The 22,993-nt window shown below is 64.9% G+C and carries 20 protein-coding genes and 1 tRNA gene; 14 read left to right on the forward strand and 7 right to left on the reverse strand.

Annotation, left to right across the window (positions count from 1 at the left end; all coding sequences use genetic code 11):
* Positions 1 to 298 precede the first annotated feature (298 nt).
* From ACCQ12_RS06200 to ACCQ12_RS06215, 4 genes are all read right to left on the reverse strand, one after another.
* Positions 299 to 1,492 (reverse strand): RNA polymerase sigma factor, encoded by a 1,194-nt coding sequence (locus tag ACCQ12_RS06200; protein ID WP_104580994.1) that lies wholly within the window; start codon positions 1,490 to 1,492, stop codon positions 299 to 301.
* A 121-nt stretch (positions 1,493 to 1,613) separates the two neighbouring features.
* Positions 1,614 to 2,123, reverse strand: a complete 510-nt coding sequence (locus ACCQ12_RS06205; RefSeq protein WP_047695967.1) for a putative signal transducing protein — start codon at positions 2,121 to 2,123, stop codon at positions 1,614 to 1,616.
* 208 nt (positions 2,124 to 2,331) lie between these two features.
* Positions 2,332 to 3,237 carry an acyl-CoA thioesterase II gene (tesB, locus tag ACCQ12_RS06210; RefSeq protein ID WP_372383186.1) on the reverse strand — a complete coding sequence of 302 codons (906 nt, stop codon included), beginning with the start codon at positions 3,235 to 3,237 and terminating at the stop codon, positions 2,332 to 2,334.
* 70 nt (positions 3,238 to 3,307) lie between these two features.
* The gene (locus ACCQ12_RS06215) at positions 3,308 to 4,078 is read right to left on the reverse strand and encodes an enoyl-CoA hydratase/isomerase family protein (protein ID WP_372383187.1); all 771 of its coding nucleotides are present in this window, start codon (positions 4,076 to 4,078) and stop codon (positions 3,308 to 3,310) included.
* Between the two features lie 23 nt (positions 4,079 to 4,101).
* Here ACCQ12_RS06215 and ACCQ12_RS06220 point away from each other — a divergent pair, with 23 nt between their 5' ends.
* The gene (locus ACCQ12_RS06220) at positions 4,102 to 4,572 is read left to right on the forward strand and encodes a copper chaperone PCu(A)C (protein WP_166751298.1); all 471 of its coding nucleotides are present in this window, start codon (positions 4,102 to 4,104) and stop codon (positions 4,570 to 4,572) included.
* A gap of 220 nt (positions 4,573 to 4,792) precedes the next feature.
* Here the strand turns inward: ACCQ12_RS06220 and ACCQ12_RS06225 are convergent, their stop codons facing one another.
* Together ACCQ12_RS06225 and uvrA are read right to left on the reverse strand one after the other, a co-directional pair.
* Complete coding sequence (locus ACCQ12_RS06225) at positions 4,793 to 5,197, reverse strand: acyl-CoA thioesterase (RefSeq protein ID WP_047695975.1); 405 nt, start codon at positions 5,195 to 5,197, stop codon at positions 4,793 to 4,795.
* The gene (gene uvrA / locus ACCQ12_RS06230; RefSeq protein ID WP_047695977.1) at positions 5,197 to 8,163 is read right to left on the reverse strand and encodes an excinuclease ABC subunit UvrA; all 2,967 of its coding nucleotides are present in this window, start codon (positions 8,161 to 8,163) and stop codon (positions 5,197 to 5,199) included. Before uvrA ends, ACCQ12_RS06225 begins: the two co-directional genes overlap by 1 nt.
* Positions 8,164 to 8,455: 292 nt before the next feature.
* On the opposite strand from uvrA, the gene rplU reads away from it, so the two are divergent.
* From rplU to obgE, 3 genes are all read left to right on the forward strand, one after another.
* Complete coding sequence (gene rplU, locus ACCQ12_RS06235) at positions 8,456 to 8,776, forward strand: 50S ribosomal protein L21 (protein WP_003484328.1); 321 nt, start codon at positions 8,456 to 8,458, stop codon at positions 8,774 to 8,776.
* Between the two features lie 12 nt (positions 8,777 to 8,788).
* Positions 8,789 to 9,049 carry a 50S ribosomal protein L27 gene (gene rpmA, locus ACCQ12_RS06240; protein WP_003484326.1) on the forward strand — a complete coding sequence of 87 codons (261 nt, stop codon included), beginning with the start codon at positions 8,789 to 8,791 and terminating at the stop codon, positions 9,047 to 9,049.
* A 238-nt stretch (positions 9,050 to 9,287) separates the two neighbouring features.
* A complete protein-coding gene (gene obgE, locus ACCQ12_RS06245) occupies positions 9,288 to 10,340 on the forward strand; it encodes a GTPase ObgE (protein ID WP_039409562.1) in 1,053 nt (350 codons plus the stop codon).
* A 91-nt stretch (positions 10,341 to 10,431) separates the two neighbouring features.
* Here obgE and rpsT read toward each other — a convergent pair whose 3' ends face one another.
* Positions 10,432 to 10,701: a 30S ribosomal protein S20 gene (rpsT, locus tag ACCQ12_RS06250; protein WP_003484323.1), complete on the reverse strand. Its 270-nt coding sequence runs from the start codon at positions 10,699 to 10,701 to the stop codon at positions 10,432 to 10,434.
* Positions 10,702 to 10,817: 116 nt separating this feature from the next.
* Between rpsT and murJ the strand changes: the two genes are divergently transcribed.
* From murJ to cyoD, 10 genes are all read left to right on the forward strand, one after another.
* A complete protein-coding gene (murJ, locus tag ACCQ12_RS06255) occupies positions 10,818 to 12,422 on the forward strand; it encodes a murein biosynthesis integral membrane protein MurJ (RefSeq protein WP_372383565.1) in 1,605 nt (534 codons plus the stop codon).
* Positions 12,423 to 12,709: 287 nt separating this feature from the next.
* Complete coding sequence (locus tag ACCQ12_RS06260) at positions 12,710 to 13,873, forward strand: bifunctional riboflavin kinase/FAD synthetase (RefSeq protein WP_372383188.1); 1,164 nt, start codon at positions 12,710 to 12,712, stop codon at positions 13,871 to 13,873.
* Between the two features lie 6 nt (positions 13,874 to 13,879).
* The gene (gene ileS, locus ACCQ12_RS06265) at positions 13,880 to 16,711 is read left to right on the forward strand and encodes an isoleucine--tRNA ligase (protein ID WP_372383189.1); all 2,832 of its coding nucleotides are present in this window, start codon (positions 13,880 to 13,882) and stop codon (positions 16,709 to 16,711) included.
* Between the two features lie 192 nt (positions 16,712 to 16,903).
* Positions 16,904 to 17,422: a signal peptidase II gene (lspA, locus tag ACCQ12_RS06270; protein WP_039409539.1), complete on the forward strand. Its 519-nt coding sequence runs from the start codon at positions 16,904 to 16,906 to the stop codon at positions 17,420 to 17,422.
* 64 nt (positions 17,423 to 17,486) lie between these two features.
* A complete protein-coding gene (ispH, locus tag ACCQ12_RS06275; RefSeq protein WP_104581001.1) occupies positions 17,487 to 18,437 on the forward strand; it encodes a 4-hydroxy-3-methylbut-2-enyl diphosphate reductase in 951 nt (316 codons plus the stop codon).
* An 87-nt stretch (positions 18,438 to 18,524) separates the two neighbouring features.
* Positions 18,525 to 18,600, forward strand: a tRNA-Thr gene (locus tag ACCQ12_RS06280).
* Between the two features lie 356 nt (positions 18,601 to 18,956).
* Positions 18,957 to 19,892 carry a ubiquinol oxidase subunit II gene (gene cyoA, locus ACCQ12_RS06285; RefSeq protein ID WP_372383190.1) on the forward strand — a complete coding sequence of 312 codons (936 nt, stop codon included), beginning with the start codon at positions 18,957 to 18,959 and terminating at the stop codon, positions 19,890 to 19,892.
* Entirely contained in the window at positions 19,892 to 21,892 is a 2,001-nt protein-coding gene (gene cyoB, locus ACCQ12_RS06290; RefSeq protein ID WP_047696032.1) for a cytochrome o ubiquinol oxidase subunit I, read from the forward strand. The genes cyoA and cyoB overlap by 1 nt, the downstream gene beginning before the upstream one ends.
* Complete coding sequence (gene cyoC, locus ACCQ12_RS06295; protein WP_179454805.1) at positions 21,889 to 22,524, forward strand: cytochrome o ubiquinol oxidase subunit III; 636 nt, start codon at positions 21,889 to 21,891, stop codon at positions 22,522 to 22,524. The genes cyoB and cyoC overlap by 4 nt, the downstream gene beginning before the upstream one ends.
* Positions 22,524 to 22,859, forward strand: a complete 336-nt coding sequence (cyoD, locus tag ACCQ12_RS06300; protein WP_003484294.1) for a cytochrome o ubiquinol oxidase subunit IV — start codon at positions 22,524 to 22,526, stop codon at positions 22,857 to 22,859. The genes cyoC and cyoD overlap by 1 nt, the downstream gene beginning before the upstream one ends.
* Positions 22,860 to 22,993 lie beyond the last annotated feature (134 nt).

Consider the following 22,993-nt stretch of genomic DNA (forward strand, 5'->3'; position numbering starts at 1 on the left):
CTCCGGGGTTTGGTCGAATTCTCCCTGCTTGTAGCAGCGTGGACGCTACCCGGTGGCCGCTGAAGTCGGATATGAACGCATCACTTCGGACCATGCGACGTTGCTGCCCGCGGCGTTCACCGTTGCAGGCAGGCAGGCTGGGCCGCAGCGTGCTTCAGTGTGCGTCGTCGATAACCATGTCGCCAAGCCTGCGTAACGCAAAGCCGGTGCTGCCGCCAGCGCGGGTGGATCCGCAGCCGCATGTCCTCGTCTCGGAACAGGTTGCAACTGCCGGTGCTGCGGTGACGTCACGCCAGCCTCAGAACATTCCCAGCTGCATGTAGTGCCGCACGATCGGCAGAATGACAGCCGCTGTGCTCACCACCATCGCGCCCGGACTGAACATGCAGCGGTACAACAGCGGTGCCTGCGTGGCGCCGCGCCTGCGCGCATCGCGTTCCAGCATGGGGCGCATCACGCGTGGCAGGATGCGCAGGGATTGATAGTTGAGTACCGCCATGCCTGCGCACAGCGTCAGAACCGATGCCCACGCGCCCGCCTGCAGGTATTTCAGCACCAACGTGCTGCCGCACACCAGAGCCGAGGTCAGCGTGGTGATGTGCATGAAACGACGGATCGCTGCTGCCTCGCTGGCGGTCTGTGCGAAGCGCAGCAGGTACCAGTACGACCAGTACGTGCCGATCCCGGCAACCAGCACCGCGCACGCAGCGAACAGTGTCGGCATGCCGAGCCAGAGGCTGAGCGCGCCGGCGGCGCCGCCCCCACCAAGCGCCGAGCCGCTTAACCCGCTCGCGCCTAGTTTGCCCGCGCCTCCGATGCTCGTCAGCACAACCGCCGCGCTAGCCTTGCCCGGCGCGCCCAACAGGGTGGCCGAGGTCACCGCGGTGGCAAACGCCACACTCGGCGCGCTACCGCGTGCGAATTCGCCGAAGCGGCGCAGCAACTCGCTGCGCACGCTGGCACGGGCGCGCGACAGCCGTTTGCGTACCGCCGCGTCGCTGAGCCCGAGCAGCGCGGCAACCTGTTGCGAGCTCTGGCCTTCGCGGTAATACAGCAGCAGCGTTTCGCGGCTCTCTTCCGGCAGTGCAGAAATGATATCGAGCGCGGCGATCTCTTCTTCCACCTGTAGCAGCTGGTCGGCGGGTGAGGGCGCCGGGTCGGCTGCCATCGCGATGGCAAGCTCGGCGGCCTCGCCGCTGAGCGCACGATGGCGGTTGGCACGCAGCCAGTCGCGCGCCAGGTTGCGGGTGATCTGCCGAAGCCAGGGCAGAAAGCTTGCCGGCTGATGCAGCTGCGCCAACCGCTGCCAGGCACGCAGGAAGGCCTCCTGGGCGATGTCTTCGCTGGCTGCGATGTCGCGGGTGATCGCCAGCGCGATGGCAGTCACCGTGTTCTGGCAGGCGCCCACGATGCGCCCATACGCCTGCTGGCAGCCGGCCGCGGCGTTGGGCAGTTCGCGTTGCAACATCAGCTCCAGCGTGTTGGCGTTCATCGGCGCAATCCATGTCCTGTTGCCAGCATGACGCATGCCGGCAAGGGATGTGACTGGGCTGATGACGTGCGCGCGGCTATCCCGCCATCAATTGGGCGCGCCGCGCTCTGGTCGGCCGCGCTCAGCGCGCCGGCTGGATCCGCACACGCATTTCGTCGTCTGCTGCCGGTTGGGCGGCATCTGGCGCCGGCGCCTGTTGCGACGCCGGCTGTGCCGCCGGTGCCAGTGGCGCAGGCGCGCTGCGATGGCGCATCACCACCACCATGGCCACGGCGCCGATCACCAGCAGCAGCACCAGACGGATGCGCCAGGCCCAGCTGCGCGCACTGGCACTGGAGCCGTTTTCGCCATCGCGGAAGGTGTATTCCACGTTCGGCAGATCGCGGCGGGTGGTGTCGAGCAGGCGTGCATCGCGCAGCAGTTCGCGCGCACGCGGTTGGTCGTTGGCATGCACGATCCACACGGTGGGCTGTGCCTGCGCGTTGCTTTGCTCCAGATAGCTGAACTGGCCGCCGCGCTTGCTCTGGTACGAGCGGCCATTACTGAGACGGATCTCGATGCCCGCATCGCGCAACAGATTGGCGACGCCCTCGGCGGTTTCGATACGTTGACTGCTGAAGATCTTGCGCATGCTGGAAACCGCCGTTGGGTCCGGAACAGATGGCGCCACTGCTGCGCCGGTTCAAGGTGGAAAGGAATGCCGATCAACACTGCGACTGACGGTGCACGCAATGCAGGCGTGCGACAGCAGGTCCCGGTGGCAGTACGCCGGGGGGAGTGGGACGCACGTGGTCAGTGCACGGTCGCCCACCCACTCGGCGCGACGCAACGCTGCACGCCTAGCCCTTGGCCGGCACGGCAATCGCACTGCCATCGGGCACTACGCGGATCAGCCCCTCCTGCGTGGTGCTGGCCACCAGCACGCCATCGCGGGTGAAGAACTGCCCGCGCGCCAGGCCGCGGGAGCCTTGTGCGGTCGGGCTGTCCAGCGAATACAGCAGCCAGTCGTCGGTACGGAACGGCCGATGGAACCACAGCGCATGATCGAGCGAGGCCATCTGCACATTGGGCGTGTAGTAGCTGATGCCGTGCGGAAACGTGGAGGTGCCCAGCAACTGAAAATCCGACGCGTATGCAAGCAGCACCTGATGCAGCCCTACATCGTCGCCGATCGGGTCGTTCAAGCGCAGCCACATCTGCTGGAACGGTGGGCGCTTGGGCGGCTTGAGTTCGTCGCGTGGAAACACGTGGCGAAATTCGAACGGGCCGCCGCGCGACAGCCAGCGCTGCACTTTCGGAGGCAGGTTCGCCAGCACCTCCGGTGCCAGCGGCGCGGCCGGTTCGATGTCTTCCGGGGGCGGCACCACCGGCATCGCCGACTGATGCTCGGCGCCGTCTTCGCGTTCCTGAAACGAGGCCGCGCAGAAAAAGATCACTTTGCCGTGCTGGATCGCGGTGACCCGGCGGATCGAAAAACTGCCGCCATCGCGGGTGCGGTCGACGTCGTAGACGATGGGGTGGTCGATATTGCCGGCACGCAGAAAATAGGCATGCAGCGAATGCGCCTGGCGCCCGTTGTCGACCGTGGCCTGCGCGGCCGACAGCGCCTGGCCCAGCACCTGTCCACCAAAGACGTATTTGGTGCCGATGTCGCGGCTCTGGCCGCGGAACAGGTTGTCCTCCAGGCGCTCCAGCGACAGCAGGCTGATCAGTTCGGAGACGACGGGTTCGGCGGTGGCGGACAAGGGGCTGGCCTGGGTGCGACGGACCGCGATTATAGCGGGCCGCTTCGTGGTCACCGCGGCAGTGGAAGGCTCAGCCCTTCTGCAGGCGCGCGACCAGCCCGCGCAGTGCGGCCTGTGCATCCGGGGCGTACCAGCCGTCGACGAACCGCTCCAGCTGGATCAGCTCCGGCGCCAGGGCCGCGCGCAGGTCTGCGCGGGCCACCGCGCGCGTGGCCAGCATCGGCTGACGCGGCAGCTGCTGCAGTTCGTGCAGCCAGGCCACGGCGCGAGCGGTGACCAGCTCGCCGTCGACCAGTTCATCCACCAGGCCGATCTGCACCGCCTGTTCGGCAGGCAGCAGCTGCCCGGCGATCAGCAGGCGCTCGGCACGGTGCGCGCCAACCACCCGGCGCAACAGCCGCTGGATGCCTTCTGGTGCGGCCAGGCCGACCTGCACTTCGTTCAAGCCGATCGTGTACGGCCTGGCGGTATCGGCGCTGCGTGCCATCACCCGGTAGTCGCAGCACAGCGCCAGCACGCAGCCGCCGGCCGGCGCATGCCCGCCGATCGCCGCGACCACCGGAATCCGGCTGTTGGCCAGCGCCTGCGCAGCCTCGAAGAATGCCGTCCAGCTGGCCAGCAACGCGGCGCGGTCGGTACCGTGCGCCAGCAGCTGCGGTACATCCATGCCACCGGAGAAGATCCGCTCGCTGCCCGACAGCACGATGCCGTCGGCCTCGTCGCCGGCCTGTTGCACCGCAGCGCTCAGTGCCTGGCACAGCGCACGATCCAGCGCATTGACCGGCGGGCGCGCCAGACGGATTTCGCGAACTCGGCCATGGTCTAAGATCTGGATGCTCATTCGGGGCTCCTGGAGGTCGGGTCATGATAGACGGCAGTCGAAGCAGGTGGCAGCTGCGTGCACGCGTGTGGCTTGGTGTGATGGCGCTGCTGGCCAGCGCGGGCGCTGCGGCGCAGTGCATGCCGGAGTTCAAGGACGGCTGGATCCGCATCCCGCCACCTGGCGGCATGGGCATGGCCGCGGGATTCGGGCAATTCCACAATGGCTGCACGCAACCGCTGACGATCACCGCGGCCACAAGCAGCGCCTTCGCCGACGTGTCGCTGCACGAGACCACGCAGAGCAATGGCGTCAGCCGCATGCGTGCGGTACCCGCGCTGGCCCTGCCCGCCGGCAAGACGGTGCCCCTGGCACCCGGCGGCCTGCATCTGATGTTGATGGAGGCACGCGCCCCGCTGCAGGAAGGCGCGCAGGTGCCGGTGACGTTCACCTTGCAGGACGGTCGCCAGATCAAGGCCACGCTGCTGGCACGCAAGCGCGCGCCGGGCGGCTGAGGAGCGGGGCGGATGAATGCCCGGGCAGCCGGCTTCGTCTTCCGCATGCACGTGCGTGCGGCGTTGCCGGGTCGCTTGGGCATGCGGCCTGCGGCCATGTGCAGCGGGATCGGCTCGCGCGGCACCACTGCCAGATAAAGCACGCGCCCATAAAAAAACGGCGGCTCCCGCAAGAACCGCCGTCGATAGCGTGATTGCCCAGGCCTGGCGGCGCGCCCGCTCAGGTGCTGGCGAGGCGCACCGCGTCCGGCAGCGGCGCACTCTTGCCGGTCTGCGTGTCGATCCACACCACCACCACGTTGCCGTCGGAATACAGCACGCTGTCGTCCTTCTGGTCGAAGATGCGGTGGCCGATGGTGACGCTGCTGTTGCCCAGCCGCTCCACGAACAGCTCCACCGTGATGTCGTTGGGCCAGATCAGCGGCTGCTTGTAGTTGACGTTGGTGGCCGCGACCACCGGTGCGATGCGGTCGGTCATCGCCACGCCTTGCACGCCCAGCATCCAGCGCACGCGTGCCTCTTCCAGATAGGAAATGTACTTGGCGTTGTTGACGTGGCCCATGCTGTCCATGTCGCGCCAGCGCACGCTGATCGGAATGCGTGCCAGGATCTTGTGTTCGCTCATCAGCTTGCCTTCTTCTTCGCGGTTTTCTTGGTGGCGGACTTGGCGACCTTGGTCACCTTCTCCGGTTTGACCTTGCGCGGCGGGCGCGCATCCGGCTTGTTGGCCATCGCCGCCGGACGTGTCTCGCGCGCCTTCACCGACGGCAGCATCTTGGCCAGGAACTGGCCGGTGTAGGATGCCTCGTGCACGGCCACATCTTCCGGCGTGCCAGAGACCAGGATGGTGCCGCCGCGATGGCCACCTTCCGGGCCCAGGTCCACGATCCAGTCCGCGGTCTTGATCACGTCCAGATTATGTTCGATCACCACCACCGTATTGCCCTCGTCGCGCAGCTTGTGCAACACGCCGAGCAGGGCTTCGATATCGTGGAAGTGCAGGCCGGTGGTCGGTTCGTCCAGGATGTACAAGGTGCGTCCGGTATCGCGACGCGAGAGTTCCTTGGACAGCTTGACGCGCTGCGCTTCACCGCCGGAGAGCGTGGTCGCGCTCTGGCCCAGCTTGATGTAGCTCAGACCCACATCGACCAGCGTTTCCAGCTTGCGTGCGATCGACGGCACCGGCTCGAACAGGCGCAGCGCGTCTTCCACGGTCATCTGCAGCACATCGCTGATATTGAAGCCCTTGTAGCGGATCTCCAGCGTCTCGCGGTTATAGCGCTTGCCATGGCAGACATCGCAGGGCACGTAGACGTCGGGCAGGAAGTGCATCTCCACCTTGATCATGCCGTCGCCCTGGCAGGCCTCGCAGCGGCCGCCGCGCACGTTGAAGCTGAAACGCCCCGGCGAGTAGCCGCGCGCGCGCGCCTCGGGCACCTGCGCAAACAACTCGCGCAACGGGGTGAACATGCCGGTGTAGGTGGCCGGGTTTGAACGTGGCGTGCGACCGATCGGCGACTGGTCGATGTCCACCACCTTGTCGAACAGATCAAGATTTTCGACTTCGCGATGTGGCGCTACCACGTGCGAGGCACCGTTGATCTCGTTGGCCGCCAGCGTGAACAAGGTATCGTTGATCAGCGTCGACTTGCCCGAGCCGGACACGCCGGTGATGCAGGTCAGCAGACCGGCCGGAATGTCCAGGTCGACATTTTTCAGGTTGTTGCCGGTCGCCCCGCGCAGATGCAGCATCATCTTCGGGTTGGGCTTGTGGCGCTGCTTTGGGATCTCGATGCGGCGCTTGCCCGACAGGTATTGGCCGGTCAGCGAACGCGGCGATTTCAGGATGTCCTCCAGCGTGCCCTGCGCGCAGATCTCGCCGCCATGCACGCCGGCACCGGGGCCGATGTCCAGCACATGGTCGGCCAGGCGGATCGCATCTTCGTCATGCTCGACCACGATCACCGTGTTGCCCAGGTCGCGCAGCCGCGTCAGCGTGCCGAGCAGGCGTTCGTTGTCGCGCTGATGCAGGCCGATCGATGGCTCGTCCAGCACATACATCACGCCGACTAGGCCGGCACCGATCTGGCTGGCCAGACGGATGCGCTGCGCCTCGCCGCCGGACAAGGTGTCGGCCTTGCGTTCCAGGGTGAGGTAATCCAGGCCCACATCGACCAGGAAGCCCAGCCGCTCGCCGATCTCCTTGACGATCTTGCTGGCGATCTCGCCACGCCAGCCCGGCAGCGACAAACCACGGAAAAAGTTCAGCGCTTCGTTGACCGGCAGCACCACCAGTTCCGGTAGCGGGCGATCGGCCACGAACACATTGCGCGCAGCACGATTCAAGCGCGTGCCATTGCAGGCCGGGCAGGGCTGCTGGCTCACGTACTTGGTGAGCTCTTCGCGCACCGCCGGCGATTCGGTTTCGCGGTAGCGACGTTCCAGGTTCGGCAGGATGCCCTCGAAGCGATGCTTGCGCGTGGTGCGCCCGCCCGCGTCGGTGAAGTAGGTGAAGCTGATCACCTCATCGCCGCTGCCGAACAGCACCGCCTGGCGCACCTTGGCCGGCAGCGTGTTCCATACCGCGTCCACATCGAACTTGTAGTGCTTGGCCAGCGAGGCGATCAGCTGGAAATAATAGGCATTGCGTCGATCCCAGCCGCGCACCGCACCGGCCGACAGCGACAGCTCCGGATGCACCACCACACGGTCCGGGTCGAAGAACTCGGCCACGCCCAGGCCATCGCAACTCGGGCAGGCGCCCACCGGTGCGTTGAACGAGAACAGCCGCGGTTCCAGCTCCGGCAGCGAGTAATCGCACACCGGGCAGCTGTACTTGGACGAGAACAGGTGCGGTGCGGCGGCCGGGTCGTCCAGCGACTGCACCGCCACCATGCCTTCGCCCAGCTTGAGCGCGGTTTCGAAACTTTCCGCCAGGCGCTGCTTGATGTCTTCGCGCGGGCGGAAACGGTCGATCACTGCTTCGATGGTGTGTTTCTGGCGCAATGCCAGCGGCGGCACCGCATCGATCTCGTACAGTTCGCCGTCCACGCGCACGCGCACGAAGCCCTGCGCACGCAGTTGTTCGAACACCTGCGCATGCTCGCCCTTGCGGTCGCGGATCACCGGGGCCAGCAGCATGTAGCGCTGTTCCTGGTCCTGGGTAAGCATGTGGTCGACCATCTGGCTGACCGTCTGCGCTTCCAGCGGGAAGCCGTGATCCGGGCAGCGCGGCTGGCCGACGCGCGCGTACAGCAGGCGCAGGTAGTCGTAGATCTCGGTGATGGTGCCGACGGTGGAGCGCGGGTTGTGCGAAGTCGATTTCTGTTCGATCGAAATTGCCGGGGACAGGCCTTCGATATGGTCCAGGTCCGGCTTTTCCATCACGCTCAGGAACTGGCGCGCATACGCCGACAGCGACTCGACGTAGCGGCGCTGGCCTTCTGCATAGATGGTGTCGAACGCCAGCGACGACTTGCCCGAACCGGACAGGCCGGTGATCACGATCAGTTTGTCGCGGGGCAGGTCGAGGTCGATGTTCTTGAGGTTGTGCGTCCGCGCGCCGCGGATGCGGATGAAATCCATCGCCATGGGGGATCCGATGTCGGGCCGGCGAACCGGCGGTGGTGCGAGCGTGCTCAGCAGGAATGAGTGGCAGTCGATCAGCCTACCCGCCGACCTAGGTGAGGGCAATTGCCCCAAATGCCAGTCTGCCGGGGCCGTTGTGGCGGCCGGATGATGCGTTCCACCAGGCCGATTCCGGCCGGCAGTGGCGGGCCGGCTTGCGGGTTGACCCGAAACCGGCTAGGCCAGTACAATTCCGCTCCTGTCTGCCCCATGGGCAAGTCAGGCGACCATAATAACTACAGAGGAACACCTGGTCATGTACGCAGTTCTGGTAACCGGCGGTAAGCAATACCGCGTCGCGCAGGGCGAAACGCTCCGCGTGGAAAAGCTCGAAGTCGAAGCTGGCAACGAGATCAAGTTCGACACCATCCTGATGCTGGGCGATAGCGACGGCATCAAGCTGGGCGATGCGCTGAAGGGCGCCTCGGTCACCGCCAAGGTCGTGGCCCATGGCCGCGCCGACAAGGTGCGCATCATCAAGTTCCGTCGCCGCAAGCACCACATGAAGCGTCAGGGACACCGTCAGCACTACACCGAAATCGAGATCACCGGCATCGCCGGTGGCGACAAGAAGTAAGGAGAACCAGTCATGGCACATAAAAAGGGCGTAGGTTCCTCGCGCAACGGTCGCGATTCCAACCCGAAGTACCTCGGCGTGAAGATCTTCGGTGGCCAGGCCATCGATGCCGGCAACATCATCGTGCGTCAGCGCGGCACCCAGTTCCATCCGGGCGCCGGCGTCGGCCTGGGCCGTGACCACACGCTGTTTGCGCTGGTCGACGGCAAGGTGGAGTTCTCCACCAAGGGCCCGAAGAAGCGTCGCACCGTCAGCGTGGTTGCCGAGGCGTAATCGCCCGCTCCATGCAGGCCAGTTCGCCCGGCAACGCTGCCGGGCGAATGAGACGGAAAGCCCCGCTTTTGCGGGGTTTTGCGTTTGAGAGCCGGGAATCGGGATTCGGGATTGGGGATTCGCAAGAGCGGGTCCCTTGGCATCCTGGCGTTCCCATCCTTCCCTGCTGACGGCTCGCCATGGTTGCGTTGCCGCGTTGTCACCAATCCCAAATCACGAATCCCGAATCCCGAATCCCATGAAATTAGTCGACGAAGCAGAAATCCTGGTCACCGCCGGTAATGGCGGCAATGGCTGTGTCGGCTTTCGCCGCGAGAAGTTCATCCCGTTGGGCGGGCCCGATGGCGGTGATGGCGGGGCAGGCGGCAGCGTCTGGATCGTGGCCGACGAAAACGTCAACACCCTGGTCGACTTCCGTCATGAGCGCACCTTCAAGGCGCAGCGCGGCGAGAACGGCATGGGTCGCCAGGCCTATGGCAAGGGCGGCGAAGATCGCGTCATCGTGGTGCCGGTCGGCACCGTGGTGATCAACGTGCAGACCGATGAAATCATTGGCGACCTGGTCCAGCACGGCGATCGCCTGCTGGTGGCCAAGGGCGGCAAGGGCGGTCTGGGCAACATGCATTTCAAGAGCTCGGTCAACCGTGCGCCGCGCCAGTCCACCACCGGTGAAGAGGGCGAGGAGCGCCTGCTCAAGCTGGAGCTCAAGCTGCTGGCCGACGTTGGCCTGCTGGGCTTCCCGAATGCCGGCAAGAGCACGCTGATCCGTGCGGTGTCTTCGGCCACGCCGAAGGTGGCCGACTACCCGTTCACCACGCTGTATCCCAATCTGGGCGTGGTCAGTGTCGAGGCGTACCGCAGCTTCGTGATCGCGGACGTGCCCGGCCTGATCGAAGGCGCAGCCGATGGCGCCGGCCTGGGCACGCAGTTCCTGCGTCACCTGCAGCGCACCCGCCTGCTGCTGCATCTGGTGGACATGGCCCCGATGGATGGTGGGGTGGACGGTGTGTCGCCGGCCGACCAGGTGCGTACCCTCGAGCGCGAGCTCGAGCGGCATGATCCCGAGTTGCTGAAGAAGCCGCGCTGGCTGGTGCTCAACAAGGCCGACCTGATGTTCGAGGACGAGGCGCGCGCCGCTGCCGAGGCCATCGTGGCCGAGCTGGGCTGGACCGCGCCGTGGTATCTGGTGTCGGCGCTGGGTCGTGACGGCACCTTCCCGATCATGAAGGACGTGATGGCCTTCTTCGACCGCCAGCGCGAGGACGAGCTCGAGGCACGCGATGCGGGCTGAGTGCGCACACGCACACACAAAAAACCCGGCCGAGGCCGGGTTTTTCTGTGCTACCGGAAGCCAGGCTTCCGGCAACGTTGCTGCCGATCGCTTACGCGGCCTTGATGGCCTTGATGCGTGCGGTCAGACGGCTCTTGTGACGTGCAGCCTTGTTCTTGTGAATCAGGCCACGGGCGCTGAAACGGTCGAGGATCGGCTGTGCAACGGCGAAAGCGGCTTCGGCGCCTGCAGCATCGTTGGCGTCAAGGGCCTTGATCACCTTCTTGACGGCGGTGCGCAGCATCGAGCGCTGACCGGTGTTGCGCTCATTGCGCACAATGGTCTGCTTGGCGCGCTTCTTGGCGGACTTGATATTGGCCACGGTGGTGGTTTCCTGAAAAATCGGTGTGGTGGAAAAAGCAAGCGCGAAAGTATGATGGACCCAGATATCTACGTCAAGTCAGTTGTCAAGAGGCAGTCCCCATGAGCACCCCCCGCATGATGAGGGGCCTGCTCTCCTTCAGCAGCATGACCATGGTGTCGCGGGTGCTGGGGCTGGTGCGCGACCAGGTCATCACCACCACCTTCGGCAGCAATGCGGTGACCGATGCGTTCTGGGTGGCCTTCCGGGTTCCCAATTTCCTGCGGCGGCTATTTGCCGAAGGCTCCTTCGCCACCGCCTTCGTGCCGGTGTTTACCGAAGTCAAGGAAACCCGGTCGCATGCCGAGCTACGCGAGCTGATGGCGCGCGTGGCCGGGACCCTCGGCGGCGTGCTGCTGCTGGTCACCGCGCTTGCGCTGATCTTCGCCCCGCAGCTGGCCACGCTGTTTTCCAGCGGGGTGGACACCGATCCGGCCAAGCATGGCCTGCTGGTGGATCTGTTCCGTCTGACCTTCCCGTTCCTGCTGTTCGTGTCGCTGACTGCGCTGGCGGGCGGGGCACTGAACAGCTTCCAGAAGTTCGCCATGCCGGCGCTGACCCCGGTGATCCTCAACCTGTGCATGATCGCCGGGGCGGTGTGGCTGGCGCCCCGGCTGGGTGGGACGCCGGAAAGGCAGATCCTTGCGCTGGGCTGGGCCGTGCTGGCGGCGGGCATGCTGCAGTTGCTGTTCCAGTTGCCTTCGCTGAAAGGCATCAACCTGTTGACCCTGCCGCGCTGGGGTTGGCGACATCCGGGTGTGCGCAAGGTGCTGACCCTGATGGTGCCGACCCTGTTCGGCTCTTCGATCGCGCAGATCAACCTGCTGCTGGACACCGTGATCGCCGCCAAGCTGACCGATGGCTCGCAGTCGTGGCTGTCGCTGGCCGACCGGTTCCTGGAACTGCCGTTGGGCGTCTTCGGCGTGGCGCTGGGCACGGTGATCCTGCCGGCGCTGGCGCGGCATCACGTCAAGACCGACCGCACCGCGTTTTCCAGCGCGCTGGACTGGGGCTTCCGGACGACCTTGCTGATCGCAATGCCGGCCATGCTGGGGTTGTTGCTGCTGGCCGAGCCGCTGGTGGCAACGTTGTTCCAGTATCACAAGTTCACCGCCTTCGACACCCGCATGACGGCGTTGTCGGTGTACGGCTTGAGCTTCGGACTACCGGCGTACGCCATGCTCAAGGTCGTGCTGCCGGCGTTCTATGCGCGTCAGGACACCCGCACCCCGGTGCGCGCCGGCGTGGCGGCGCTGGTGGCCAATATGGTGTTCAACTTTGCGTTCCTGGCGGTGCTGTACCAGCTCATGGTGCCACCGGAGCTCAAGGCGCAGGGCGTGATGCAGGCGCTGGGTAAGCAGCCCGGGCTACATCTGGCGCTGGGCATCGCCAGTGCGCTGTCGAGTTATCTCAACCTGGGGCTGCTGTGGTACTGGCTGGGCAAGTCCGGCGTGTATCAGCGCCGGCCGGGCTGGGGCGGCTATGTGATGCGTCTGCTGCTGGCGTGTGCGGCCATGGTGGCGGTGCTGTTGAGTTTGCTGTGGTGGCTGCCGTCGTTCACCGGAATGGACAAGTGGCAGCGGATCGGCTGGCTGGCGGTGCTGGTCGGCAGTGGCGGGCTGACCTACGTGGTGGCACAGCTGGCGCTGGGCTTGCGGCCGCGGGATCTACGCGAGGGCTGAGCCTGGATGTCGGGTTTTGTGATGGGGCAGGCGGCCTTGCCGGCCTCTGGAATGGGGAACGGCAGGGCGGCATGCAAGGCGGATTTGCCCCTTGTCCACGGTGACGGCCGGCGGATTGTCGGCCGCGGCCTGCCCGGCAGGTGCGTCCCAGAGGCTGGTGTAGCGCGTCATGCCGATGGGCGCTTGCGTGATCGGTGCGGGCCGTGCGGGTTGACAGGCACGGCTATACTTACAAGTTATGTATCAGCGAGGGTCGGCCGCAAGCCGGCATCTGTTTGGATCGAGGAATGAGCAGGCTGTTTAGAGACGTCGAGGGCGGGACGCTGTTCCCGCACGGAAGCGTGGTCTGCATCGGCGCCTTCGATGGCCTGCACCTGGGGCATCGGGCATTGGTGCAGCATGCGGCTGACCGCGCGCGCGCGCTGGGCGTACCGGCGGTGGCGTTGAGCTTCGAGCCATTGCCGCGCGAGTTCTTCGCCCCGGCCGCACCGCCGCCGCGGCTGACCCTGGCGCGCGCCAAGATCGAAGGCCTGCTCGGCTTCGGCGCCGACAGCGTAGGCCTGATCCGTTTCGATGGCCGTCTGTCGGCGATGAGCGCCGAAGACTTCGTGCGGCTGGCGCTGGTGGGCCGGCTCTGCGCCCGCGAGGTGTGGATCGGCCCGGAATTCCGTTTCGGCCATCGCCGTGGCGGCGACATCGCCTTGTTGCGCACACTGGGCGAGCAGCACGGTTTTGCGGCCGGGGAGATTGCGCCGGTGCATCTGCATGGCGAGCGCATTTCCGCCACGCGCATCCGTGAATTATTGGTGGCAGGCGAGTTTGCGCACGCCGCCGATCTGCTTGGCCGCCCGTACGCCATCGGCGGGCGGGTGGTGCGCGGCAAGCAACTGGGTCGCACGTTGGGCTACCCCACTGCGAATCTGCGGTTTTCGCGCACGCCGGCGCTGTCGGGCATCTATGCCACCTGGGTGCACGGCGTGGCCGCGCAGCCGTGGCCCTCGGTGTCCAGCTTCGGCACGCGGCCGACCGTGGCTGGCGTGGAGCCGCTGCTGGAAGCGCACCTGTTCGATTTCCAGGGCGATCTGTACGGCCGGCATCTGGAAGTCGAATTCGTCGCCAAACTGCGCAACGAGGAAAAGTTCGATGGTCTGGAAGCGCTGACCGTGCAGATGCATCGCGATGCCGAACAGGCGCGCGCGGTGCTTCAGGGCAGCCCGTCGCGGATGCTGGTTGGCGCTGAACTCATGGGCGGCCTGCAGCAGGCGCGCGATGTTTCCGTGCATGCCGAAAGCAGTCGCGCGCACGGCGCTGTGGCGCCCGGTGCAGACCCCAATGATGCGAGTCTCTCGCAACAGCCCGCACGTCCCTGTGCGGACTCCAATGATGCGAGTCCTTCGCAACAGCCCGCACATCCCTGTGCGGACTCTTCAATGAAAGCAGCGCAACGGTAGATTCCTGTGACCCAAGACTACAAAGCCACTCTTCATCTGCCTGCGACGGACTTTCCGATGCGCGGCGACCTGCCCAAGCGCGAGCCGGCGATGCTGGACCGCTGGGAGCGCGAGGGTCTGTATACGCAGCTGCGCGCGAACGCGGCCGGACGCCCGCTGTTCGTGCTGCATGATGGCCCGCCGTATGCCAACGGCCAGATCCATCTCGGTCACGCGGTCAACAAGATCCTCAAGGACATCATCGTCAAGTCGAAGTATCTGGCTGGCTTCGATGCGCCCTACATCCCGGGCTGGGACTGCCACGGCTTGCCGATCGAGATCGCGATCGAGAAAAAGTACGGCAAGGTCGGCGTGAAGCTGGACGCGGCGGAATTTCGTCAGAAGTGCCGCGAGTACGCGAGCGAGCAGATCGATCTGCAGCGCCGCGACTTCAAGCGCCTGGGCGTGGTGGGTGATTGGGACAACCCGTACAAGACCCTGGATTTCCGCTTCGAGGCCAACGAGCTGCGCGCGCTGGCAAAGATCGTCGACAACGGCCATCTGACCCGTGGCGTCAAGCCGGTGCACTGGTGCTTCGATTGCGGCTCGGCGCTGGCCGAGGCCGAGATCGAATACGCCGACAAGGTCTCGCCGACGGTGGACATCGCCTATCCGGCGCGCGATCCGGGCGCTGTCGCTGCCGCATTCGGTGCGACGCTACCGGCGGGCGTGAGCGTGGCGGTGCCGATCTGGACCACTACGCCGTGGACGCTGCCGGCGTCGCTGGCGGTGAGCCTGGGTGCGGAACTGGATTACGTGCTGGTCGAAGGCCCGGCCGATCGCGGCCAGCCGCGTTGGCTGGTGATCGCCGAAGCGTTGGCGGCCAAGGCGCTGTCGCGCTACGGCGTGGACGAGGTGGTGGTGCACGGTCGCGCCAAGGGCGCGGCGCTGGATCAGATGCTGCTGAACCACCCGTTCTGCGCCGAGCGCGAGATCCCGCTGCTGCTGGGCGACCATGTGTCGGCCGAGGACGGTACCGGCGCGGTGCACACCGCCCCAGGTCACGGCCAGGAGGACTACCAGGTCTCCAAGCAGTACGGGCTGCTGGAGCGCTACGGCGCTGCGCAGATCAATCCGGTGGACGGACGTGGCGTGTATCTGCCGTCGACCCCGCCGCTGGGTGACACCGTGCTGGCCGGGCTGCATATCTGGAAGGCCAACGACGTCATCATCGACGCGCTGCGCGATACCGGCGTGTTGCTGGCCGCCAGCAAGATGGAGCACAGCTATCCGCATTGCTGGCGCCACAAGACGCCGATCGCCTTCCGCGCCACGCCGCAGTGGTTCTTTTCGATGGAGCAGGCCAACCTGCGCGCTGACGCGCTCAAGGCGGTCGAACAGGTGACCTGGTACCCGGCTTGGGGACAGGCGCGTATTGCCGGCATGGTCGAAGGACGTCCGGACTGGACCATCTCGCGCCAGCGCACCTGGGGCGTGCCGATCGCCCTGTTCGTGCATCGCGAAACCGGCGAGCCGCACCCGCGCAGCACCGAGTTGCTTCGCCAGGTGGCCGACCGGGTGGAGCAGGGCGGTGTGGACGTGTGGTACACGCTGGATGCCGCCGAGCTGCTGGGCGACGAGGCCGCCGACTACGACAAGATCACCGACATCCTGGATGTGTGGTTCGACTCGGGCGTGACCCACGAGGCGGTGCTGGTGGACCGCGGCCTGCCCACGCCGGCCGACCTGTATCTGGAAGGCTCCGATCAGCACCGCGGCTGGTTCCAGTCCTCGCTGCTGACCGGCGTGGCGATGAATAAGGCAGCGCCGTACAAGCAGTGCCTGACCCACGGCTTCACCGTGGACGAGCACGGCCGCAAGATGTCCAAGTCGCTGGGCAACGGCATCGAGCCGCAGGACATCATGAAGACGCTGGGCGCGGACATCCTGCGCCTGTGGATCGCCTCGGCCGACTACAGCAACGAGATGTCGCTGTCGCAGGAGATCCTCAAGCGCAATGCCGATGCGTATCGCCGGCTGCGCAATACCGCGCGTTTTCTGCTGGGCAACCTGCATGGCTTCGACCCGCTGCAGCATCTGGTGGCGCTGGACGACATGGTGTTGCTGGACCGCTGGATCGTGCATCGCGCGCATGAGCTGCAGGAAAAGATCGTGGCCGCCTACGCGCGCTACGACTTCGCCGAAATCGTGCAGGCGCTGCTGAACTTCTGCAGTGTGGACCTGGGCTCGCTGTACCTGGATGTCACCAAGGACCGTCTGTACACGATGGCCGAGGATTCGCGCGGCCGGCGTTCGGCGCAGAGCGCGATGTATCACGTGGCCGAGGCGTTCGTGCGCTGGGTCGCGCCGGTACTGAGCTTTACCGCCGACGAGCTATGGGCCTATCTGCCGGGCGAGCGTGCCGGCAACGTGCTGTTCGCCACCTGGTATGACGGCCTGGCGCCGTTGCCGGCCGATGCCGCCTTGACCGGCGCGGACTTCGACAAGTTGCTGGCGCTGCGTGAGCAGGTGGCCAAGGTGCTGGAGCCGATGCGTGCAAACGGCGCGATCGGCGCGGCGCTGGAAGCGGAGATCACCGTGGCTGCCGATGCGCAGACCGCCGCGCGCTGGCAGCCGCTGGCCGATGAACTGCGCTTTTTGTTCATCAGTGGCGATGTCACCGTGACAGCGGCCAGCACCGACGACATCTTCGTCAGTGCGCAGCCCACGACCAAGGCCAAGTGCGTACGCTGCTGGCATCACCAGGCCAGCATAGGCAGCGACCCGCGGCATCCCGAGCTGTGCAGCCGCTGCGTCAGCAATATCGAAGGCCCCGGCGAGGTGCGTCGCTGGTTCTAGCGTCGCGGGTTCTGATGTGTTGATTGCTTCTCCCGCAAGCGGGAGTCCGTTCCAATACCCTTCTCCCGCAAGCGGGAGAAGGTGGCGCGCAGCGCCGGATGAGGGCATTGCTTCGCATCCGGCACTGCTTGCCGATTTGCCCGTCGGGCAGCTTCTTCCGAACCCGGGAGCAGCAACAGCTAAGGTGATTCCATGACCGCAAGACCCAAACCCTCCGCATTGATCTGGTTGCTGCTGTCGGCCGTGGTGATCGGGCTGGACCAGTGGAGCAAGGCCTGGGTGCTGTCCAGCCTGCCCGAGTACACCCCGGTGCCGGTCATCGAGGGTTTTTGGAACTGGTACCGCACCTATAACACCGGCGCGGCCTTCAGCTTTCTGAGCGATGCCGGCGGCTGGCAGCTGTGGTTCTTCACCGCGTTGGCGGTGGGTATCAGCGGCCTGCTGGCGTTCTGGCTGTCGCGCACCGCGCGCAACGAGTGGCGCAGCGCGCTGCCGTATGCGCTGGTGATCGGCGGGGCGATCGGCAATGTGATCGACCGGCTGATGCACGGCCATGTGGTCGATTTCATCCAGTGGTACATCGGCAGCCATACCTGGCCGTCGTTCAACATCGCCGATTCGGCGATCGTGGGGGGCGCGATCGGGATTGCCGTGTTCGGCCTGTTCGACAAGTCCGGCAAGCGGGAGCCGGGAATCGGGAATCGCCGCTGAAGTTCCCGCGGACCGGCGCTGCCCGGCTCCATTCCCCAATCGCCATTCCCGTAGAATGCACCGCATGGATGTCCTGCTCGCCAATCCCCGTGGTTTTTGTGCCGGCGTCGACCGCGCGATCGAGATCGTCAAGCGTGCGATCGAGACGCTGGGCGCGCCGATCTATGTGCGGCACGAGGTGGTGCACAACCGTTTCGTGGTCGACGACCTCAAGCAGCGCGGAGCAATCTTCGTCGAAGAACTGGACGAGGTGCCCGACAACGCCACGGTGATCTTCAGTGCGCACGGCGTCTCACAGGCTGTGCGCCAGGAGGCCGAGCGCCGTGGGCTCAAGGTGTTCGATGCCACCTGCCCGCTGGTGACCAAGGTGCATTTCGAGGTGGCGCGGCACTGCCGGGCCGGCCGCGACGTGGTGCTGATCGGCCATGCCGGGCATCCGGAAGTGGAAGGCACGATGGGGCAGTGGAGCCGTGAGCGTGGCACGGGCACCATCTATCTGGTCGAGGACATCGCGCAGGTGGCCACGCTCCACATCAACCAGCCGGAAAACCTGGCCTACACCACCCAGACCACGCTGTCGGTGGACGACACCATGGGCATCATCGAGGCCCTGCGCGCACGCTACCCGGCGATGCAGGGGCCCAGGCACGACGACATCTGTTACGCCACCCAGAACCGCCAGGACGCCGTGCGCGATCTGGCGCGCCAGTGCGACCTGGTGCTGGTGGTCGGTTCGCCCAACAGTTCCAACTCCAACCGGCTGAGCGAGCTGGCCCGGCGCGATGGCGTGGAGTCGTACCTGATCGACAATGCCAGCGAGATCGACCCGGCCTGGGTCGTCGGCAAACAGCATATCGGCCTGACTGCCGGTGCCTCCGCGCCGCAGGTGCTGGTCGACGGCGTGCTGGCCCGGTTGCGCGAGCTCGGTGCGGCAGGCGTGTCCGAACTGGAAGGCGAGCCGGAATCGATGGTGTTCGCGCTGCCCAAGGAACTGCGGCTGCGTCTGGTCAGTTGAGCGCGACGGACGCCGGCAGCATCGGCGATGGCGCGACAGGCGGCATCGATTGACCGGGCTGCGTCGTGCTCCTACAATGCACGGCTCGCCGGAATAGCTCAGTTGGTAGAGCGGCGCATTCGTAATGCGTAGGTCGTAGGTTCGATTCCTATTTCCGGCACCAACGCTTCAGCACTGGGTCGGCCCTTGGCCGGCCCAGTCGCGTTTTGGGACGGCGCTCAACTGGATGCGTCTTTCAACACCGCTTTTTTGGCACGGTTGCAGCGCTTCAGTAACGGCCACGGCCGCCCACTGCACCCGCGCGCTGCGCTGCGACAACATGTCGCACACTTTTGCGCGCATTAATTGCGGCAGATCATTGCCAATGGGTTTCGTGCAGGTGCAGCAAAGATTAAAATTGGCGCGCTAACCCGTGTCTTCGGTCTGCGCGGGCCCGCCTTCACCAGGAAGGGCAGTGTCGGACATCTCCCTTGCGGAGCGACGAACGAGGCTGGCGTTCCTTCGCACTTGGATCGACCGATGATTCCGCTGAAACATCTCGGGCGTTTACTTCGTCCAGGCCTGGTGTTGCCGTTCCTGCTGCTGGCAGGCTGCAACTCGGCCATCCTCAATCCGAAAGGCCAGATCGGCCACGACGAGAAGCAACTGCTGATCACCTCGGTGGTGCTGATGCTGATCGTGGTCATCCCGGTGATCGTGATGACGATTGCGTTCGCCTGGAAATATCGCGCGTCCAACACGAAGGCACGCTACGAGCCGGATTGGTCGCACTCCACCGCCATCGAAGTGGTGGTGTGGTCGATCCCGTGCGTGATCATCCTGGTGCTGGCGGTGCTGACCTGGCGCTCCTCGCACGCACTGGACCCGTACCGGCCGCTGGATTCGGACGTCAAGCCGATCAACATCGAAGCGGTGTCGCTGGACTGGAAGTGGATGTTCATCTACCCGGACCAGAACATCGCCACCGTCAACGAGATCGCGTTCCCGGTGCACACGCCGCTGAACTTCAAGATCACCTCCGACACGGTGATGAACTCGTTCTTCATTCCGCACATGGGCACCATGATCTACGCCATGGCGGGCATGGAAACCAAGCTGCATCTGGTGGCCAACGAGCCGGGTGAATATTTCGGCCTGTCGACCAACTACAGCGGTCACGGCTTCTCGAAGATGAGCTTCAAGGCGCATGCGGTCGATCAGGCCGGCTTCGAGGCGTGGGTGGCCAAGGTCAAGGCCTCGCCGACCGCGTTGAATGCTGCCGAGTACCAGGTGCTGGCCGCCAATCGCAACGACAAGGAACAGTATCCGGTCACCTACTACTCGTCGGTGCAGGACGGCATGTTCCGCTCGCTGGTCGACAAATACATGAATGGTCCGGGCCACAGCAAGGGTCATGGCGACCATGAGGCATCGGCTGCAGAGCCGGTCGCCATGTGCACTTCTGGAGACAAGTGATGCTAGGCAAACTTACGATCGAGGCAGTTCCGTACCACGAGCCGATCATCATGGTCGCGCTGGGTGGTGCAGGGCTGCTCGGCCTGCTCATCGCGGGCGCCATCACCAAGTACAAGCTGTGGGGCTACCTGTGGAAGGAGTGGTTCACCTCGGTGGATCACAAGCGCATCGGTGTGATGTACATCATCGTGGCGCTGGTCATGCTGCTGCGCGGCTTTGCCGACGCGGCCATGATGCGTACCCAACAGGCGCTGGCAGGTAACGGCGGCGAAGGTGTGCTGCCTCCGCATCACTACGACCAGATCTTTACCGCGCATGGCGTGATCATGATCTTCTTCATGGCCATGCCGTTCATGACCGGCCTGTTGAACCTGATCGTGCCGCTGCAGATCGGCGCACGCGACGTGGCGTTCCCGTTCCTGAACTCGCTGAGCTTCTGGCTGTTCGTGGCCGGTGCGGCGCTGATCAACATCTCGCTGGGTGTCGGTGAATTCGCGCAGACCGGCTGGCTGGCGTATCCGCCATTGTCGGGGCTGGAATACAGTCCAGGGGTCGGTGTCGATTACTACATCTGGGCGTTGCAGGTGTCCGGGTTGGGCACGTTGCTGACCGGCATCAACTTCTTCGTGACGATCATGCGGATGCGCGCGCCGGGCATGACCCTGATGCGCATGCCGATCTTCACCTGGACCGCGCTGATCACCAACATCCTGATCATCGCCGCGTTCCCGATCCTGACCGTGGCGCTGGCGCTGCTGGGTGCCGACCGTTACCTGGGCACGCACTTCTTCACCAACGACGGTGGCGGCAACGCCATGATGTACGTCAACCTGATCTGGATCTGGGGTCACCCGGAGGTCTACATCCTGATCCTGCCGGCGTTCGGTATCTTCTCCGAGTTGATTGCGACTTATAGCCGCAAGCGGTTGTTCGGCTACACCTCGATGGTCTATGCCACCTCGTGCATCGGCGTGCTGTCGTTCGTGGTGTGGTTGCACCACTTCTTCACCATGGGCTCGGGTGCCAACGTCAATGCCTTCTTCGGCATCACGACGATGATCATCTCGATTCCGACCGGCGTGAAGATCTTCAACTGGCTGTTCACCATGTTCCGCGGTCGCGTGCACATGACCTCGCCGGTGCTGTGGACGATCGGCTTCATCATCACCTTCACCATCGGCGGCATGACCGGCGTGATGCTGGCGATTCCGGCCGTGGACTTCGTGCTGCACAACAGCCTGTTCCTGATCGCGCACTTCCATAACGTGATCATCGGCGGCGTGGTGTTCGGGTATCTGGCGGGCCTGACCTACTGGTTCCCGAAGGCGTTCGGCTTCAAGCTCAACGAGAAGATCGGCAAGGCATCGTTCTGGTGCTGGATCATCGGTTTCTTCGTGGCCTTCATGCCGCTGTACGTGCTCGGCTTCATGGGCATGACCCGTCGCATGAACACCTACAACCATCCCGAGTGGGCGCCGTGGCTGTATGTCGCCGCGGTGGGTGCTGCGATCATCGGCCTGGGTATCTTCCTGAACCTGGTGCAGATCGGCTACAGCGTGTGGAAGCGCAAGGAGCATATGGATTACACGGGCGATCCGTGGGATGGCCGTACGCTGGAATGGGCCACCTCCTCGCCGCCGCCGTTCTACAACTTCGCCGTGCTGCCGCACATCGACGACCGCGACCAGTTCTGGGCCGACAAGCAGAACGGCAAGGGCTGGGTGCGTCCGTCCAAGTACGAGCCGATCCACATGCCGCGTAACACCGGTGCAGGCGTCTATATCGGTGCCTTCAGTGTGCTGCTGGGTTTCGGCCTGATCTGGCACATCTGGTGGCTGGCCATCATCGGCCTGGTGGGCATGATCGGCAGCTTCATTGCACGCACCTTCGATGACGACATCGATTACTGGGTGCCGGCCGATGAAGTGGAGCGCATCGAAAACGCACGCTTTGCCCTGCTCGAACAGCAACAGGCGGCGCAGGCCGCGAAGGTGGTATGACCATGGCTTCCTCGACCACGCTTGACCACGCCGCCCACGCGGGCGGCCACGATCACGACCACGACGAGCATCACGACGGCGGTGGCAACACCGTCTTCGGGTTCTGGGTCTACCTGATGAGCGACTGCCTGCTGTTTGCGGGCCTGTTCGCCACCTACGCGGTGCTCTCGGGCGCCACGGTGGACGGGCCGACAGCCAAGGAGCTGTTCGACCTGAAGTTCGTGCTGGTGGAAACCTTCCTGCTGTTGTTCAGCAGCCTGAGCTTCGGCTTTGCGATGATCTCGGCGCACAAGCGCAGCATGACCGGCCTGTATGGCTGGCTGGGCGTCACCGCGCTGCTGGGTATCGGCTTCCTGTGCATGGAAGTGTGGGAGTTCAATCACCTGATCCATGAAGGTGCCGGCCCGGGTCGCAGTGCGTTCCTGTCCGCCTTCTTCACCCTGGTGGGCACGCACGGTCTGCACGTGGCATCGGGTCTGTTGTGGATGGCGGTGCTGGTGATCCAGATCTCCAAGAACGGCCTGACCCCGCGCAACAGCACGCGTCTGGCCTGCCTGAGCCTGTTCTGGCACTTCCTGGACATCATCTGGATCGGTGTGTTCACCGTCGTCTATCTGCTGGGAGCGCTGTAATGGCCAATCACCACCACACCGATACTGCTGCCGATGCGCATGCCGGCGGCTTGAAGTCCTACCTGATCGGCTTCGTGATGGCCGTGATCCTCACCGTCATCCCGTTTGCGATGGTGATGAGCGGCGCCTTCTCCAAGGGCGTCACCATTGTCGTGATCTCGGTCATGGCCGCGGTGCAGATGCTGGTGCACATGGTGTATTTCCTGCATATGGACCGCACGCCCGAGCAGCGCTCCAACGTGCAGGTGGGCCTGTTCTCGCTGCTGATCATCGGCATCGTGATCGTCGGCTCGCTGTGGGTGCTGCACAACATGAACGTCAACATGATGCATTGAGACGGCACCACGCCGGATCGATGCAGCGTTGAAGAAAAAACCGCCAAGCGATTGGCGGTTTTTTTTATGCGTCAATCGCGCGCAACATGACCAATGGCATACGGGGAAGCACAGGCGGGCGCTTAGCATCGTGG

It is taken from the genome of Xanthomonas sp. NCPPB 1068 (assembly GCF_041479385.2).
Lineage (GTDB): Bacteria > Pseudomonadota > Gammaproteobacteria > Xanthomonadales > Xanthomonadaceae > Xanthomonas > Xanthomonas cannabis.

What these genes read in the sequence shown, in the direction of transcription:
- ACCQ12_RS06200 (WP_104580994.1), bottom strand. Translation starts at nt 1,492, where the DNA reads ATGAACGCCAACACGCTGGAGCTGATGTTGCAACGCGAACTGCCCAAC.
- ACCQ12_RS06205 (WP_047695967.1), bottom strand. Translation starts at nt 2,123, where the DNA reads ATGCGCAAGATCTTCAGCAGTCAACGTATCGAAACCGCCGAGGGCGTC.
- ACCQ12_RS06215 (WP_372383187.1), bottom strand. Translation starts at nt 4,078, where the DNA reads ATGAGCATCCAGATCTTAGACCATGGCCGAGTTCGCGAAATCCGTCTG.
- ACCQ12_RS06220 (WP_166751298.1), top strand. Translation starts at nt 4,102, where the DNA reads ATGATAGACGGCAGTCGAAGCAGGTGGCAGCTGCGTGCACGCGTGTGG.
- ACCQ12_RS06225 (WP_047695975.1), bottom strand. Translation starts at nt 5,197, where the DNA reads ATGAGCGAACACAAGATCCTGGCACGCATTCCGATCAGCGTGCGCTGG.
- uvrA (WP_047695977.1), bottom strand. Translation starts at nt 8,163, where the DNA reads ATGGCGATGGATTTCATCCGCATCCGCGGCGCGCGGACGCACAACCTC.
- rplU (WP_003484328.1), top strand. Translation starts at nt 8,456, where the DNA reads ATGTACGCAGTTCTGGTAACCGGCGGTAAGCAATACCGCGTCGCGCAG.
- rpmA (WP_003484326.1), top strand. Translation starts at nt 8,789, where the DNA reads ATGGCACATAAAAAGGGCGTAGGTTCCTCGCGCAACGGTCGCGATTCC.
- obgE (WP_039409562.1), top strand. Translation starts at nt 9,288, where the DNA reads ATGAAATTAGTCGACGAAGCAGAAATCCTGGTCACCGCCGGTAATGGC.
- murJ (WP_372383565.1), top strand. Translation starts at nt 10,818, where the DNA reads ATGATGAGGGGCCTGCTCTCCTTCAGCAGCATGACCATGGTGTCGCGG.
- ACCQ12_RS06260 (WP_372383188.1), top strand. Translation starts at nt 12,710, where the DNA reads ATGAGCAGGCTGTTTAGAGACGTCGAGGGCGGGACGCTGTTCCCGCAC.
- lspA (WP_039409539.1), top strand. Translation starts at nt 16,904, where the DNA reads ATGACCGCAAGACCCAAACCCTCCGCATTGATCTGGTTGCTGCTGTCG.
- ispH (WP_104581001.1), top strand. Translation starts at nt 17,487, where the DNA reads ATGGATGTCCTGCTCGCCAATCCCCGTGGTTTTTGTGCCGGCGTCGAC.
- cyoA (WP_372383190.1), top strand. Translation starts at nt 18,957, where the DNA reads ATGATTCCGCTGAAACATCTCGGGCGTTTACTTCGTCCAGGCCTGGTG.
- cyoB (WP_047696032.1), top strand. Translation starts at nt 19,892, where the DNA reads ATGCTAGGCAAACTTACGATCGAGGCAGTTCCGTACCACGAGCCGATC.
- cyoC (WP_179454805.1), top strand. Translation starts at nt 21,889, where the DNA reads ATGACCATGGCTTCCTCGACCACGCTTGACCACGCCGCCCACGCGGGC.
- cyoD (WP_003484294.1), top strand. Translation starts at nt 22,524, where the DNA reads ATGGCCAATCACCACCACACCGATACTGCTGCCGATGCGCATGCCGGC.